The 15417-nt window shown below is 57.2% G+C and carries 14 protein-coding genes; 5 read left to right on the plus strand and 9 right to left on the minus strand.

All coding sequences use genetic code 11. The annotated features are described in order from the left end of the window. The first annotated feature begins 44 nt into the window (after positions 1–44). From A0257_15850 to A0257_15860, 3 genes are all read left to right on the plus strand, one after another. Entirely contained in the window at positions 45–488 is a 444-nt protein-coding gene (locus A0257_15850) for a hypothetical protein (GenBank protein ID AMR28419.1), read from the plus strand. A 177-nt stretch (positions 489–665) separates the two neighbouring features. Continuing rightward, positions 666–1169: a hypothetical protein gene (locus tag A0257_15855; protein AMR28420.1), complete on the plus strand. Its 504-nt coding sequence runs from the start codon at positions 666–668 to the stop codon at positions 1167–1169. 1 nt (position 1170) lies between these two features. Then, positions 1171–1602, plus strand: coding sequence for a thiol-disulfide oxidoreductase DCC (locus A0257_15860; protein AMR28421.1), 432 nt, complete (start codon positions 1171–1173; stop codon positions 1600–1602). Between the two features lie 16 nt (positions 1603–1618). Here A0257_15860 and A0257_15865 read toward each other — a convergent pair whose 3' ends face one another. From A0257_15865 to A0257_15895, 7 genes are all read right to left on the minus strand, one after another. Then, positions 1619–3664, minus strand: coding sequence for an excinuclease ABC subunit B (locus A0257_15865; GenBank protein AMR28422.1), 2046 nt, complete (start codon positions 3662–3664; stop codon positions 1619–1621). A 107-nt stretch (positions 3665–3771) separates the two neighbouring features. Further along, positions 3772–4173, minus strand: coding sequence for a hypothetical protein (locus tag A0257_15870; GenBank protein AMR28423.1), 402 nt, complete (start codon positions 4171–4173; stop codon positions 3772–3774). A gap of 9 nt (positions 4174–4182) precedes the next feature. Next, positions 4183–4515, minus strand: coding sequence for a hypothetical protein (locus tag A0257_15875; GenBank protein AMR28424.1), 333 nt, complete (start codon positions 4513–4515; stop codon positions 4183–4185). An 80-nt stretch (positions 4516–4595) separates the two neighbouring features. Continuing rightward, positions 4596–6272 (minus strand): hypothetical protein, encoded by a 1677-nt coding sequence (locus A0257_15880; protein AMR28425.1) that lies wholly within the window; start codon positions 6270–6272, stop codon positions 4596–4598. A 16-nt stretch (positions 6273–6288) separates the two neighbouring features. After that, positions 6289–6852 carry an RNA polymerase subunit sigma-24 gene (locus tag A0257_15885; GenBank protein ID AMR29804.1) on the minus strand — a complete coding sequence of 188 codons (564 nt, stop codon included), beginning with the start codon at positions 6850–6852 and terminating at the stop codon, positions 6289–6291. Between the two features lie 490 nt (positions 6853–7342). After that, positions 7343–8086 (minus strand): shikimate dehydrogenase, encoded by a 744-nt coding sequence (gene aroE, locus A0257_15890; protein ID AMR28426.1) that lies wholly within the window; start codon positions 8084–8086, stop codon positions 7343–7345. Between the two features lie 49 nt (positions 8087–8135). Then, a complete protein-coding gene (locus tag A0257_15895; GenBank protein ID AMR28427.1) occupies positions 8136–8804 on the minus strand; it encodes a hypothetical protein in 669 nt (222 codons plus the stop codon). 185 nt (positions 8805–8989) lie between these two features. Between A0257_15895 and A0257_15900 the strand changes: the two genes are divergently transcribed. Together A0257_15900 and A0257_15905 are read left to right on the plus strand one after the other, a co-directional pair. Continuing rightward, entirely contained in the window at positions 8990–9841 is an 852-nt protein-coding gene (locus A0257_15900; protein AMR28428.1) for a hypothetical protein, read from the plus strand. A 2557-nt stretch (positions 9842–12398) separates the two neighbouring features. Then, on the plus strand, positions 12399–12893 hold the full coding sequence (locus A0257_15905) for a hypothetical protein (GenBank protein AMR28429.1): 495 nt from the start codon (positions 12399–12401) through the stop codon (positions 12891–12893). Between the two features lie 80 nt (positions 12894–12973). On the opposite strand, the gene A0257_15910 is transcribed toward A0257_15905, so the two are convergent. Both A0257_15910 and A0257_15915 read right to left on the minus strand, forming a co-directional pair. Beyond that, entirely contained in the window at positions 12974–13804 is an 831-nt protein-coding gene (locus tag A0257_15910; GenBank protein ID AMR28430.1) for a phosphosulfolactate synthase, read from the minus strand. A gap of 124 nt (positions 13805–13928) precedes the next feature. Continuing rightward, the gene (locus A0257_15915) at positions 13929–15326 is read right to left on the minus strand and encodes a hypothetical protein (protein AMR29805.1); all 1398 of its coding nucleotides are present in this window, start codon (positions 15324–15326) and stop codon (positions 13929–13931) included. Positions 15327–15417 lie beyond the last annotated feature (91 nt).

Consider the following 15417-nt stretch of genomic DNA (forward strand, 5'->3'; position numbering starts at 1 on the left):
GCTTTTCGCACGTAGTTTACTCGTTCTACTTTTCTGGCCCCCTGATGAAAACCCCTGCCCCTGATGCCGCAGCTAGTAGCAACCCGGCTCGCAAACGGACTAAAACCCGACCCGCTGCCCGGCGCCGCACCGTCGAGAATACGTATTCCGACCCCGCGCTGCGCGAGCGCCTCAAAACCGAAATCCGCAGTGCCGCGAAGGGCGGCGAGCCCGGCACCTGGAGCGCCCGCAAGTCGCAGCTGCTCACCCTGGCCTATCAGAAAGCCGGCGGTGGCTATATCCAGCGCCACCCCAATTCCAAGCAAAAAACCCCACGAAAAGAAGCCGGGCCGGATGTGAAAACCGCAGCTGCCAAACCCGCTCGCCCCGCAGCCGCTCTTACCCACCCCGGCGCTACCGCCCAAAAGGCCATTAGTGGTAAGAAGAATACCAGCTCTCAGCCGGCCGCGCACGGCCTCGCTAAGACTACGCGCGAGCAGACCACTTAATTTTGACAGCAACCGGCGACAAACGCGGCTGCCCGTGCTTTTTATCTGTCTCAGCCAGAGGTGGTTGATTGCGGCAGTTGAGCAATCGTTGCGGCTCGCAAGGGGGGTAGGGCTGGGTAGCCACTTTGGGCAGACTATCGTATAGCGGAGCTCACTAAGCCCCCTTAGCCCGCGCCAATGATTGATTTTCTGACTGACTTGCTTGGCCTGCACGCCACGGCCAGCGACATTACCACCAGCCAGATTTGCTGGCGCACCGTCGTTGTTTCTCTCGTGGCCATCGTGCTGCTGCGCCTGTCGGGCCGCCGCACGTTTGCCAGCAGCAGCGCCCTCGAAACCATTGTCAAGTTTATGCTGGGCGGGCTGCTGAGCCGCGCCATCGCGGCGGCCGGGCCGTTCTTGCCCACCATCGCGGCGGCGGCTACGCTGGTGGCGGTGCACCGCGCCATTGCTTATGCCACGTATTTCATCCCGCCCCTGGGCCGCTTAATCAAGGGTGAGCCGTCTATTCTGGCCGAAGGCAACCACATTCATTACAATGAGCTGCGCTTCGCCAGCGTGTCTGAGCAGGCCATGCGCGCTGCCGTGCGTGGCGCGGCCAATATCGATGACCTGGCGGAGGTCAAAACCGTGCGCCTGGAACACGACGGCACCGTCAGCGTCGTGAAAAAGGAAAGCTAACGTGCCCGATTCCGCGCCTACCCCCCCGCCCGCCGTCGTGTTGTTCGACGGTGTGTGCAACCTCTGCCACTGGCTGGTGCAGTTTATCGTCCGCCACGACCGGGCCGGGCGCTTCCGGTTCGCGGCGTTGCAGAGCGCGGCGGGCCAAGCGCTGCTGGCAGCCCACGGCCTACCCCCCCTCGCCGCCGGCCACGACCCCGATTCGGTGATGCTGGTAAGTGGCGGGCGGGTTTACGCGCACTCGGCGGCGGTGCTGCGCATCACCCGTGAGCTAGGCTGGCCCTGGCGGCTGGCATTGGTAGGAGGCCTGCTGCCGCCCACCTGGCGCGACGCGCTGTACCGCTACGTGGCGCGGCACCGCTACCGCTGGTTTGGGCGGCAGGCGAGCTGCATGCTGCCTACGCCCGAGCTGCAGCAGCGCTTTTTGAGCTGAACCAAGGTTGGTATGCCTATTCCCGCTTGCCCTTCAGCGCCTGCTTGAGGCCGCCCAACTCATCGCGCAGCTTGGCGGCCTGCAAAAAGTCGAGTTCCTTGGCGGCGGCTTCCATCTGTTTCTCGGTGGCTTTGATGAGTTTTTCGAGCTCGGCGCGGTTCATCATAGCGATGACTGGCTCGGCGGCCATCGCGAGCGTTGCGCCGCCTTCGGCGTAGGCACCGGCCGGGGCTTGCGCTTCCACGGTGCGGTAGTCGGCCAGGTCGGTCTGGCCCAGAATCTGGGCGTGGCTCTTGCGCACGGTGCGCGGCGTGATGTTATGCTCTTCGTTATAAGCCTGCTGCGTGGCGCGGCGGCGGTTGGTTTCGTCAATGGCGCGCTGCATGGAGCCCGTCATGCGGTCAGCATAGAGAATGACCTTGCCGTTCTCGTTCCGCGCCGCCCTACCCATCGTCTGGATAAGGGAGCGCTGGTCGCGCAGGAAGCCTTCCTTATCGGCATCCAGAATGGCTACCAGACTAACTTCCGGCAGGTCAAGGCCTTCGCGCAGCAGGTTCACGCCGATGAGCACATCGACCTCGCCCAGCCGCAGCCGCCGCAAAATCTCCACCCGGTCCAGCGTCTTCACATCCGAGTGAATATATTCGACCTTGATACCCAGGCGGTCCATGTATTTGCTCAGCTCCTCGGCCATGCGCTTGGTGAGGGTCGTCACCAGCACGCGGTCGCCGGCCTTCACGCGCTCGTCCACCTCATCCAGCAAGTCATCGACCTGGTTGATGCTGGGCCGCAGGTCAATCACGGGGTCGAGCAGGCCGGTGGGGCGAATAATCTGCTCCACCACCACGCCGTTGGCCTGGGTCAGCTCGTAGTCGGCCGGCGTGGCGCTCACAAACACGGCCTGCCGATACATGCTCTCGAACTCGTTGAACGTCAGCGGCCTGTTGTCAAAAGCGGAGGGTAGGCGGAAGCCGTACTCGATGAGCGCCGTTTTGCGTGAGCGGTCGCCGCCCCACATGGCCCGGATTTGCGGAATCGTGGCGTGGCTCTCATCGACCACCAATAAATAGTCATCGGGAAAGTAGTCGAGCAGACAAAACGGCCGCGAGCCCGGCGAGCGCCGGTCGAAGTAGCGCGAGTAGTTCTCAATGCCCGAGCAGTAGCCCAGCTCGCGTATCATTTCGAGGTCAAACTCGGTGCGCTCCTGAATGCGGCGGGCCTCCACGTCGCGGCCTTCCTTCTCGAAGTACTTGTGCTGCTGCACCATATCATCCTGAATCTCGTGGATGGCGGTGTTCAGCGTCTCCTTGCCCGTCACAAAAAGGTTGGCGGGGTAGAGCGTCATATTCTTCTCGTCCGAAAGCTTGCGCCCGCTCACCGGGTCAATCTTCTGGATGGCTTCAATCTCATCGCCAAAGAAGAAAATGCGATACGCGTAGTCGGCGTAGGCCGGATACACGTCCACCGTGTCGCCCTTCACCCGAAACGAGCCGCGCTTAAACTCCACCTCGGTGCGCGAATACAGAATCTGCACGAACTGGTAGAGCAGGTTATTGCGCGAGTAGCGGTGGCCGGGTGCCAGAAAAATGACGTTTTTGCTGAACTCCTCGGGGTTGCCGATGCCGTAGATGCACGACACGGAGGCAATAACCACCACGTCGCGCCGCCCGCTTAGCAGCGTGCTGGTGCAGTGCAGCCGCAGCTTCTCAATCTCCTCGTTGATAGCTAAGTCCTTCTCAATGAAGACGTCGGAGCTGGCAATGTAGGCCTCGGGCTGGTAGTAGTCGTAGTAGCTGATGTAGTACTCGACGGCATTTTGCGGGAAAAACGCCTTGAACTCGCCGTAGAGCTGGGCAGCCAGCGTCTTGTTGTGGCACATCACCAGGGCGGGCTTGCCGGTTTGGGCAATCACGTTGGCCATCGTGAAGGTTTTGCCGGTGCCGGTGGCCCCGAGCAGCACCTGGGCCGGCTCGCCGCCGTTCACGCCTTTCACCAGCTCGGCAATGGCGCGCGGCTGGTCGCCGGTGGGTTGGAAGTCAGAAGTAAGCTGGTACGTGGACATGCGAAAGCGGCCGGAAGAAGGCCAATCTTTCTAACCCCAAACCCGCCGCCGAGGTTTCTGCGCTTCCGAATAAAACGAGGGGGTAGGGCCCGCTGTGGCCGCGCGGGCTACTGCGGGCGCAGCTGCAGCGTGGCCGTTCTGGGCTGGCTTGCGTTCTTAGTAGAGGGGTAGGGAGTGACTGCCAGCAGCCGGAGCCAATAGGCCTGCCGATTCAGCGTCACCAGCACCGAGTCGCGCGCGTAGCTGCGGTCGTAGCCCAGGCGCGCGGTCTGGTCCGGCCCCGCGCCGGTGAACGTCACCGTCACGGCCACCGTGCCGCCCGTAATGCAGACGACATCGCTGGGGCAGCGCGACTCGTTGATGGTCGTAAGCGTTGCCTGCACCGGCCCGCTGGCCGTGATGGTGGTAGGCTGCTGATATACCAGGTCGAAGCTTTGGGCCGGGCTGGCATCATTCTTCTTGCAAGCCAGCAACCCGCTGAGTGCTAGCACAAACGGAATAGCTTTCACAGTGAGCCGCTAAAAGCGTCGGGTCACAAAAAAGCTGGTGCCGCTGGCCAGCGGTCCATCGGCGCTGGGCACCTCATTGCCTGGAAACCCGCCCGCCTGCCAGTAGGTATGCGGCAAATCGAGGAGCCGCGCTCGGCGCAATTGCTGCTCAGCATAGGCCAAATGCGCCTGCGTGCGCACAAAATCGGGGGTAGCCGCCGTGCGTGCCTCGCCAAACCGGGCCAGGTAGCTCGCATCGCCCACCACGGCATTTACCGGCGGCAGCCCAGTTGTTTCCGCGCGCAGGTGGCGTTGCATAACCAGGCGGGTTCCTGCCAGGCAAAGGCCGGCCACCGCCACCAATAAGACGCGTAAAAAGAAGGACATAAGCTTGTTGTGGAAAGAGTGGAGAGCAGCGTAATCGTCGGGTTAGCAGTTGGTAGCTACTGTATTTTAAACGGCCGGCCCAGCTCCAGCCCCGCTTCCAGCCCAAAGCTGTAGGGCCGTTGCTGATGCCAGAAATCCTGGTTCGGGTCCGCGTTGAGGCTCAAAATGCCAAATTCGGCCACCGGCCCCAGGCTAAGGGCCCACTGATGGCCCACCGGCCGGTACTGAATGCCGCCGCCGCCACGCAGCGAGCTATTGAAGTGCCGGTAGGGCGAGCTGGAAGACATGGGGGTGTAAATGCGAGTGGCTTCGGGCGTGCCCTCCACGTCGCTGCGCACGTTGAGCAGGGAAGTTAACAGCGCCCCTACCCGGCCGTAGAGCGAGAAGCCTGTTTTGAGCGGACTAGCGTAGCGCATTTCTGCCGCCGCGCTGGCCGAGCGGTAGCGATACGAGGTGCGCTGCAAGTGAGCCCGCATAGCCTGCGCGTAAGTGAGGTCGGCCACCTGCTCGCCCACGAACGACACGGAGGTAGCCGAGTTAGCAGTGTTCTGAGCCAGCTCCAGGCCCGTGCGCAGGTGCCAGCGGCTGCCACCCAGGCGGCGGCTGGCCCACACGCCCAGCCGTTGGCCCAGGCCGGCCCGCAGGTTGTTGCGGTACTCCGCCGCCGCATTATTGGTAATGGTGGCCGAATTCAACCCAAAAGAGGGGTTGTAGCTGGTGGGGGCTTTCGAAAAATCTATATTAGGCTGAAAAGAGCTGGCCGCATAAGAAACCCCATACTGCCAGTGCCGCGCCAGCTCCACGGGTGGCATGGTCACCTCCAGGGGGCTTAGGCTAGCCGGCAGTGTCGCCGCGCCAAGCGCATCCAGACTGGCCGCGTGGGCAGACAAGCTATTCATTGCCAGCCCTTGCGATGCCGGGTCAGCCGTGTTAGCATCGGCAAAAGCAGCAGTCAGGCGCTGCTCATTCGTAGCAGCTGGTGCGGCAGCCGGCAACCCGGTAGCCAGCGCCAGCGCTCCCGACTCCGCGCCGCTGGCGGGGGGTAGGGCGCCGTGTCGTGCTTCGCTCGCAGTGGCAGCAGTCCGCTTAGCCGAAGCGGCCGTTGCTGCCATCACCGTGCGAGAAGAGTTGTCTTCCGTCAAACCCACCTGGCTGCGGTGCGCGCCCGCATCGGTGCCCGGCTTCGGCGATTGCCAGATGGCCATTTCACGCGTCGGCCGTGCGCCTGCCCGCTGCCGGGTGGTTGCCTGGGCCAGGTAGGGGAGGGTAGCCGCCCGGCCCGTAGCTGCGGCAGAAGAACCAGTTGATTGGGCCTCCGCCCGAAGAGTAGTAGGTTGGTCGATAGCTGAGGGAGTAAGTGTGGAAGAGTAATTGGCACGGCTGGCAGCCACGGCCGTAGGCGCGGTAGCCAGCCCCGGCGTGGCAACTGCACGGCGGGCCGCGGCCACGCCCGGCAATTCGGCCGGGGTGGCCGTGGCGAGCGAAGCCGTGGGCGACTGCTGGCTGTGCCACCAGCCGCCGCCCGCCAGCGATGCCAGCAGCAAGCTGGCCGCGATGGCCCAGCGATGCACCCGCAGGCGCCGCCGATATTGTTCATTCTGAGCCAGAAGCAGGCTGTTGTCCAGCTGCTCCCACACCTGCGGGCGCGGGGTCACCGCGGCCGCCTCACTCTCCAGCAAGTGGTGGCGAAACAGGTCTTCCAGACTACCCTTGGGCGGGGTCAATGGGTTCATAAGGCGTAGTAGCTAATTATTTAAGAGGCGGTTGAAGGCGGGCCAGCTTGGTTTGAAGTACCACGCGGGCGCGAGAATATTGCGATTTACTGGTGCCTTCCGAAATTTCCAGCATCTCGCCAATCTCTTTATGCGTGTAGCCCTCGATAGCGTATAGGTTAAAAACCAGTCGGTAGCGGGGGGCCAATTCCTGCACTACGTTCAGCAGCTCGCCGTAGGCGTAGCTACTAAACGTAAATTCTTCACTGGCCAGCGTTTCGGGGTAGTCGCCGTCGCTCACGGCCACCAGCGGCGCGTTGCGGCGGTGCTGGCGCAGGGCCGCGTTTATCATAATGCGCCGAATCCAGAACTCCAGCGGGCACTCGCGCCGGAAGCTGCCCAGCGTCCGAAATACCGTCAGGAAGCCTTCCTGCAAGATGTCTTCGGCCTCAAAAGTCGTTTGGGCGTAGCGCAGGCACACGGCCATCATGCGGGCCGAGTACCGCTCATAGAGCTGCTTTTGAGGCAATTGCCGGCCCAGCAGGCAGCCATCTATCAGTTCGGCCTCGCTCGGGGGGGTAGGGGGGCCTGAGCGGCTCACGGTAAGGTTGTTACTGGCAGGAGCAGGTTCCCCGGCGGCCATTGCGGGCCAGGCAGCGGCACTCATAAACGGGGCCGGCCAGCGCCGGAATGAAAGACGTTCAACATACGCGCTGCTTACTGCCTACGAAAGATATGTTGCTACTTGGTTGCTCCTCGCACACCCCTAAGAAGCCGGACGTGTGATACTCGTTGCAAGTAGGACGAACTTTTTTCGTAGCGATAAACTAAGAAACTGTAAATCAACAAATTGGAAGAATAACCACCATACGGATAAATAATGTGCGTACATTTAATACGGGTGTATTCATAAAATAAGCTCCTCCAAAAATCACTTTGCAGGCTGCTTTCAACTCCGCTGCACCACCGCGCTAGCCAGCCCGTGCGCTGGGGCTGGCTGTTAACCATTTTGCGTAAGTTCTATTAAAAAATAGGGGGGGGTAGGAACGGCCACAGCGCGTCCCTACCCCCCTGTCGCGCGTCAGCGCCTGCTACGGTTTGTTCCAGATGGCCCAGGCGGCTTCGGCTTGCAGCTCCAGCATTTCGAGCCCGTTTTTGGTCTGCGCCCCGGCCGCGCGGCCGCGCTGCAAAAACAGCGTCTCGCTCGGGTTATACACTAGGTCGAACAGGTAGTGCCGGTCCGTGAGCGCCGCGTAGGGGAGGGGCGGGCTTTCGGCCACGTTGGGGTATGTGCCCAAAGGCGTAGTGTTGATAAGGAGCGAATGTTCGGCGAGGATGGTTGGCGTTACTTCCTCATAAGCAAGCTGGCCCGCGCCCGGCTGCCGCGATACTGCCTGGTACGCGATGCCCAGCTCCTGCAGGGCCACGCTCACGGCTTTAGCCGCGCCGCCGGTTCCCAGCACCAGCGCTCGCGCCGCCTCGCCCCGGTGGGGGTAAAAATGGCGCAGCGACTCCCGAAATCCCACGTAGTCAGTGTTATGCCCCACCAGGCTGCCATCGGCGCGCAGCTCAATCACGTTCACCGCCCCCACCAGCCTGGCCGAAGGCGCCACCTGGGTAAGGTAGGGCCCTAGCTGCTCTTTATACGGAATAGTCACGTTCAACCCGGCCAGGTCGGGGTAGCGCGCCAGCAGCGCGGGCAGCTCCTCAGCCTCCGCCAATTCAAACAGTTCATAGCGGCAGTCGGCCAGCCCGAGCCGGGCAAATTTCTGGCTGAAATAGCGCTTGGAGAAAGAGTGGGTAAGCGAACGCCCCAACAGGCCAAATGTGCGCATGAAAAGGACAGCAGGGTAGCAAAAAAGGGCAAAAATCCGTCACCAGCTACTACCCGGCCGGATTACCTCGCATCTTTCCACGAACAAATTGCCACAGCGGTGGCAAAACGGACAACAGAATGATGGTATAAATAACCAGCGTGAAGTTGTTTTTCACAAGCGGGATATTCCCGAACAGGTAGCCCGCCAGCGTGAGCGATACGACCCACAAGACCGCGCCGGCAATGCTGTAAGAAGCGAAATGGCGGTAAGTCATGGTCCCTACCCCCGCTACGAAGGGCGCGAAAGTGCGCACAATCGGGACGAACCGCGCCATAATAATGGTCTTGCCCCCGTGCTTCGCATAAAATGCCTGGGTCTGCTCCAGGTACTTGCGTTTCAAAAAACGAAAGTCTTCCCGAAAAACCCTCGGCCCCAAGTAGTCACCAATGGTATAGTTGAGGTTGTCGCCAATAAAGGCAGCTGCTATCAGCAGCGGAATCAGGTAAGCTATGTTGAGCAGCGGCTGGCCACTGTCTGGGTTGGGTAGCGCCGCCAGCGTGCCCGCCACAAAAAGCAAAGAATCACCCGGTAGAAAAGGCAGCACGATGACGCCCGTTTCAGTGAAGATGATTAAAAAGAGTATCAAGTACGTCAGGTTGCCGTAGTCATGCACGACGTTCACAAGGGTTTTATCCAGGTGCAGAATCAGGTCGATAAAATGTTTGAGTAACTCCATAAGGTGTAAGGGTTGAACCCGCAAAGAAAGCAGGGCTGGTATGAACATTGTGAGGCCGGCCTTTAACTCAGCCCGATGCCTAGCAGTGAGGGGGTGCCCAAAATCCTACTACCATGATTGTATATAAAGGGGGTGACTGGTGGCAGGCGCTTCGTCACTTCCACACTTCCACGGTTATTCGCCATTTGCTGGTGCGGGTTAGCTTGGTTGGCGTGTACAACGTCCTGATTGCCATCTGGGGCCTTCAGTACCACCACCACATGCTCAATATCAGCCGGGAATACTTCTCCTTCCTGGGTATTTTGCTGAGCCTGCTGCTGGTGTTTCGCACCAACAGCGCTTACGACCGCTACTACGAAGGCCGTAAAGTGTGGGGGCAGCTTATCTCGCAGTGCCGGGGCCTGGCTATTGAGTTCAATGCGGTGCTACCCCGCGAGGCCATTGCCAGCCGGCGTTATTTCGCCGCGCTTATCTCCAACTTTCCCTTCGCGCTCAAAGGCTCGTTGCGCGGCGACATGAAATTTGAGCAAATGGAGGCTACCCCGGACATTCTAGAGCGCCTGCGCTCAGCCGAAAATGTGGCGGCAACTATCCTGGCGGTGCTTCAGGAAAGTGTGGAACAGCTGCGGCAGGTTGAAATAATCCGCGATACGCACCTGCTTACTTTCAAGCCGCACTTCTTGGGCATGATGTCGGTAAGCGGCGTGTGTGAGCGCATTAAGGCTACTCCTATCCCCTTTTCCTACACGTTCTTCATAAAAGCCTACATCCTCACGTTCATCAGCGTGATGCCTTTTGTACTATTATCTACTTCTGGCTATTTCATGATTCCCATCACCATGTTTGGTGCTTATGCCCTACTCGGCCTGGAAATGATTGGGGAAGAAATAGAAAACCCCTTTGGCATGGACTCCAACGACCTGCCTCTCACGCAGTTGTCTAATCGAATTCGGGTGAGCGTGCATGACATTCTACGAGTGGAGCTTTCTGAGCAGAAAAAGGCTCTGGCCGCCGTGCCGTACAGCGTTGTCCACTAGCCATATGCTCTATTTTTTGCCAGGGAGGTAAAACCACTTCCGGTATTGGCACGTATCTTGCGCCCACTTGCATTATTTGTAGCTGAGTTAGGCTTTTGTCAGTTTGTGGGATTTTTCTTATAAAATTGCTAACTGCGGTTAACCTCTTGCGTACAAGGCCCGACTCACATTTTAAATCTAGCCAATTCGAACTTTCAACCACCTTTTTTTCATCATGCAAAATCTTACTCTTTTTTGCCAGAGTGGTCTAGGCCGGCTTTCCTGGCGGGCTATCCTGCCGCTGTTAGCCCTCTTTTTCAGCATCGGCACGCAAAGCGCAAATGCAGCCGTTGGTCTATCGAATCAAAACGTTATAGTAAATCAAGGTAACGGTAATAATACCTACGGTGAAACGGCTTTTGACGGGTTCACATTAGTTGACCAGAGTTCTGGCTCTACTACTACTCCGGCGTTTGATATTAATACTGGTACACTCACACTTAACGGTGGTACGCTAACTACTACTGAAACAGGTTCAAGTGTAGTGAATGGGGCATTTATTGATTACACTTTGTTTGACGCTATTGGCAATCCAATAAATCTCGGTTCCGGGTCCATTCAACTTACTCAGACTAGCGTAAATGCAGGGGTACGGACTTTTTCCCTTTCAAATGCGGCTATCAACTTAGTGCCTCTCATACAGAATGCGGGTAACGGCTATTCCATTTCTGTTGGTTTTCGCGCCCAGTATCGTGACGGTAATAAGAACCCTAAAGCTGTTGATGACAATGGAGGGCTTGGTTACACTGCCTCCTTTGATGTAGTGGGTACTCGCACACAGGCTCCTACTGTGAACCCGAGCAATATTCAGCTTGCGGCTGATGGGGCTTCTACTCCTACCAGCTACTACTATCCCAATACGGGCACTAATCCGCAGTTTCCGGGCTACCAATTCACTTCGTCGCAAAATGCAGGTGGTGTAAGTGGTGCCTTTGACATCAATAATGGTCAGTTGCGTCTCATTAATAGTACATTAACTACTACTGAGGCAGGCCCTAACACAGTTAGCAGCGTAGTACTTTACTACCGCGTTCGCTCAACCTCGACGGGTGGTGGAGCATTTCAGGCTATTACCCTATCACAGTCGGGAAATGTCTCTAATGGTACCCGAACTTTCATTATTGACCCCAGCAATTCCAGCAACTCCAACCCACAGCCTAACTTGGTTGCAGCGGCGGCAGTAAGTGCCACTGGTAATTACTCAATTGACGTATATTATCAAGCCAGTGGGGTGAATAGCTCAACAGGCACACCTTTTACCCTTACGTACCCACCCACTGGTTTTTCTACTGCTACTTTCACCGTTGGTGGAACACCAATCGCAGTTACTATTTGGACAGGTTCTGTTAATGATAACTGGTTTGACCCCAGTAATTGGACTAACGGAGTACCTACTAGAACCACTAATGCATTGGTTCGCGATTTGGGTGCTGGTAATACAGTGTCTTATCCTAATGTCCGTTCCGACTATCGTTATACTACGGCGGGGGGAGCACTGCTTTATGATAATACGAATTCTGGTCCGGCTGAAACCCTTAACTTTACTATGGCTGGTAGTTCGCAGGCATCCCGTTCTATCGCTCGTCTAGTGATTGGTCAGCTCCGTGTATTTGGCACCTTTGATAATACCTACGACAGCTTTATCCAACGCGATAATACCATTATGGAATTTGCAGGTGGTAATCAAAATATCACAGGTGGTACGTTTGTCAGGGTAGATATATCGGGTGGGGGTATTAAGAATCTGCAAGGTGTAATGAGCATTGCTGAGTCACTCAATTTCTTGACTCCAAATGTTTACGCTAATGCTGACGTGCCAGTGCCAGTTACTAATCCATACGCTACTCTATTGGATAATGCAGGTGTGTTGACTACCGATATCACTCAACCAACTATCAGTGTTGTAGTCCTGTCTGACCGTATTGCCAGCAATGGGAATAATGGTGCTCAACTCAACGGGGAGACCGATAAATCTTATTTATATGGTTTTGTGCGCACGAGTAGAGCGGGAGTTGCGGTAGGTGAAACTCGCACTTACGGCAACATCGGTTTGACGCTAACTTTTACGGGTGTAAATGACCCGAACAACGTAGACTTGACTCGTAATACCGTTGAGGCATACTCCCCTGTTTCAAATAGATTTGGTATCCGACGTATATTCGGCGTGCGACCGTCTAACCAGACCACTAATAATGGCGGTCTCATGGCTAATATGATATTCCACTACCGCAACTCCGAGACCAAGCGCTTGGCTGGACCTGATACGCGCACATATGGCACCGGTATTATTCCGGAAGAACGTCTGACTATTTTTGTGTCAACCAACTCTGGTAATACTTTCCAATTGGTTGGACGTGATGCCGTTCCTGATACGGTAAACAATACGGTAACCCGCACGGGGGTAACAACTTTCGCTACTTTCACTCTCGGCGATACAAATAACCCTTTGCCTGTTGTACTAACCGCTTTTAATGCCGTACGCAGTGGTGACAACGCTTTGGTAACTTGGGCTACGGCTATGGAAACGGGTAGCAAAGGCTTTGAGGTGCAGGTATCTACCGATGGCACGACTTTCCGCACGCTAGGCTTTATAAGCAGCGAGACGCCCAACAGCTTGCAAGCCAGAAGCTACAAGTATGTGGACACGGAGAGTGGTAAGTTTGGAACCCGCTATTACCGTCTGCACCAAATTGATTTGGACGGTAAAGACTCTTATTCGCCAGTACGAGCCGTCAATTTTGATGGTACTGCTAATTCGACGGCATTAACTGCTTATCCTAGTCCTTTCACTGATAAAATTGACTTCAGTATTAATGCAGCTACAGTCGGCAACGGTGTCGCCCGTGTACAGTTATTGGACATGACAGGTCGTGTAGTGCGTGAGCAGAACATAAGCGTGCAGAATGCCTCTATCACGTTGGAGAGCCTGAGTGACCTACGCACTGGGTTGTATGTGGCGCGCATAACGCTGCCTGATGGCAGTGCTCAGACCGTGCGTATTCAGAAGCAGTAATCAGCAAAAAACGCTGTTAAGGCATTGAAGCCGGCCATACATTGTATGGCCGGCTTCAATGCCTTAACGGGGGTAGGAAGCTACCCGCGTGGCATGGACGTGCCTGGCTTGCCCGACTTGGCGGCTGGCTGAAACATGGGGTCCACGGCGTCCATGTCGAGGAAGTGCGAGAACGTATCGCCACGCAGCCCGAGGCGGATGGTTTCGAGGCTCACCATTTCGTTGGGAGCGATGTTGCCGAGGTTCACGTTGGCACCGAGGAGCTTGATAAACCAAACCTGCTGCGCCTTCTGCGGGGCCTCCCAAATGATGCGCTCGGACGGGATTTTGGTCAGAATCTCTTCTACCAGGCCCGAGCGTACTTCGCCCGTGCTGCGGAAAAGACCCACATTGCCACCTTCGCGGGCCTCGCCAATTACCTTGATGGCACCGGCCTCCAACTCGGTCTGCATCTGCGCAATCCACTTGTAGGGCGGAATGATTTTCTCCGCGTCCTTCGAGCCCACTTCACTCAACACCTTGACCGACTTGCTCAGCTCGCGGATAAACTCGCACTTGCGGTCGTGGGGCAGGTCGATGCTGCCATCTGATACTTCCGCGTATTCCAGGCCGAAGCTGTCGAGCAGGCGGCGGTAGTCATCAAACTGATTGCGGATGATAAAGGCTTCGAACAAGGTGCCGCCCAGATAGACCGGCACCCCCGCAGCGTGGTAGATTTCCAGCTTCCGCTTCAGGTTAGGCACAATGTAGGAGGTGGCCCAGCCCAGCTTCACGATGTCCGTGTAGGGCGCCGCCACCTCCAGAAAGTCTTCTACTTCGCGCATGCTAAGGCCCTTATCCATCATCATGGTGAAGCCTTGTTCGCGTGGTTTTTGGGTGCGCTCGGGGAGCTGCGAAAGCGAGTAGTTCATGCAAAAAGAGGAGGAGAGTGATTCCCGCCAAAAAAAGTAAATGCCTAACAAAAGTGCCTGCCCCCGGTGAGGAGAGCAGGCACAAAATTAATTCAGAAAGCAGTCACCGCGTTTGGCTGGCTTCTTACTTGCGAAACTGGTCAATCAGGCGTTGCAGCGCGGGCTGCTTCTGCAGCTCGGGAAAGTAGTCGAACAGCAGCGAATGCTGGTCGTAATTGAGCGTCAGGGCCGTTTCCAGTTCCTGGTAGGCTTCGCGCAGCCGGCCATCGGCCAGTAGGTAAGCGCACAGCATATAATGAAAATGCGCTTCGTGCGGGTGCAGCTCCACCGCGTGGCGCAGCAAGTCGATGGCCTCATCGTAGTGGCCCTGCTCGTAGAGAATGGCGCTCCAGCTGACCCAGCCGGTAGCGTCTTCCGGTGCTACTTCCGTGGCCTTTTCATAGGCTTCGAGAGCACTCACGATATTACCAACCTGGTTTTCAGCGGCCCCAAGGGCAGCCCAATACTCCCCGCTATCGCCATACAGTTCCACGGCTTTGCGGAAGAAGTGCAGAGCTTCGAATGGCCGGTCCTGCTCCTGCATCAGCACTCCCTGCCCAAACCAGGCCTCGTCCATCTCAGGGTTGAGTTCCAGGGCTTTGCGGTAGTACTGGCGCGCATGCTCCCAGTCGCGTAGCTTTTCATAGCACTCGCCGATGTTGCACAAGGCTTCGTCTGTCGGCTCATCGGTTGGGTAGCTCAGCTCAAATTCCCCGATGGCCTTCTGATACTCCTGCTGGCACACGAATGTGTCGGCCAGCCAGTGGTGGGCATCGTGAAAATCAGCTTCAATAACAATGGCGTAGTCAAAGGCCGCCGCCGCCTGCTCATACTTTTCGAGCCGGTAGTAATACTGCCCCAGGTTGTACCAGGCCGTGGCCGAATACGGGTCATCGTCGGTGAAGCGTTGGAAGAATTCCTCGTGCTCCACGAGCCGGTCAGTCGTTTCCAGGCAGTTCAACAGCTCCTGAACGGTAGTTTCGTTATCGGGCTGCAAGCGCAGACTGTGCTTGTAGTGCCGCGCCGCGCTCTTGAACTTATGCCAGCTTTGGTAAGCCAATCCCAGATTAAAATGAATGTCTTCGCGGTCAGGATTGCGCTCCAAGGCCGACTGAAAGAAGCGCACTGCTTCTTCAAAATCGCCGCGCTGGGTGGAGATAATGCCGCGGGTCACGGCCACGTCGGCATTGTCAGGGTCGAGCGTAGCTACGCTGGCAATCTGGCGCTCGGCTTCGGCATAGTCGCCCATCATCGCGGCAATCTGGGCGCGGTCAATCAGCAGCTCGGTCGAAAAAGGATATTGGCTAAGCGCGGCTTCGCAGGCTTGCTGCGCCTTGTCGAAGGCAGCCGAGGTCACGTAGTGGTCAATAATTACTTCAAACTCTTCTAAGTCAAAAAATGTGGCGGCGTCATCCGCCAGCATACGTTCGTAGCGCCGCACGGTATCCTGGGCTGCTCGCGGGTCGTCAAATGGTTCGTTCATGCGCATAATAATCACGAATTATAACAAGTAGCTCTCCCTACCCCCCTCTACTAATAGAATGCCAACCCGAGCAACTAAAGTAAAGGTGTCT

Origin of the sequence: Hymenobacter psoromatis (assembly GCA_001596155.1) — a bacterium.
Taxonomy (GTDB): Bacteria; Bacteroidota; Bacteroidia; order Cytophagales; family Hymenobacteraceae; genus Hymenobacter.

Excerpts from the sequence above, each read along its gene's own strand:
- A0257_15850 (AMR28419.1), top strand. The coding sequence starts at position 45 with ATGAAAACCCCTGCCCCTGATGCCGCAGCTAGTAGCAACCCGGCTCGC.
- A0257_15855 (AMR28420.1), top strand. The coding sequence starts at position 666 with ATGATTGATTTTCTGACTGACTTGCTTGGCCTGCACGCCACGGCCAGC.
- A0257_15895 (AMR28427.1), bottom strand. The coding sequence starts at position 8,804 with ATGGAGTTACTCAAACATTTTATCGACCTGATTCTGCACCTGGATAAA.
- A0257_15905 (AMR28429.1), top strand. The coding sequence starts at position 12,399 with ATGGAAACGGGTAGCAAAGGCTTTGAGGTGCAGGTATCTACCGATGGC.
- aroE (AMR28426.1), bottom strand. The coding sequence starts at position 8,086 with ATGCGCACATTTGGCCTGTTGGGGCGTTCGCTTACCCACTCTTTCTCC.
- A0257_15865 (AMR28422.1), bottom strand. The coding sequence starts at position 3,664 with ATGTCCACGTACCAGCTTACTTCTGACTTCCAACCCACCGGCGACCAG.
- A0257_15910 (AMR28430.1), bottom strand. The coding sequence starts at position 13,804 with ATGAACTACTCGCTTTCGCAGCTCCCCGAGCGCACCCAAAAACCACGC.
- A0257_15880 (AMR28425.1), bottom strand. The coding sequence starts at position 6,272 with ATGAACCCATTGACCCCGCCCAAGGGTAGTCTGGAAGACCTGTTTCGC.
- A0257_15915 (AMR29805.1), bottom strand. The coding sequence starts at position 15,326 with ATGAACGAACCATTTGACGACCCGCGAGCAGCCCAGGATACCGTGCGG.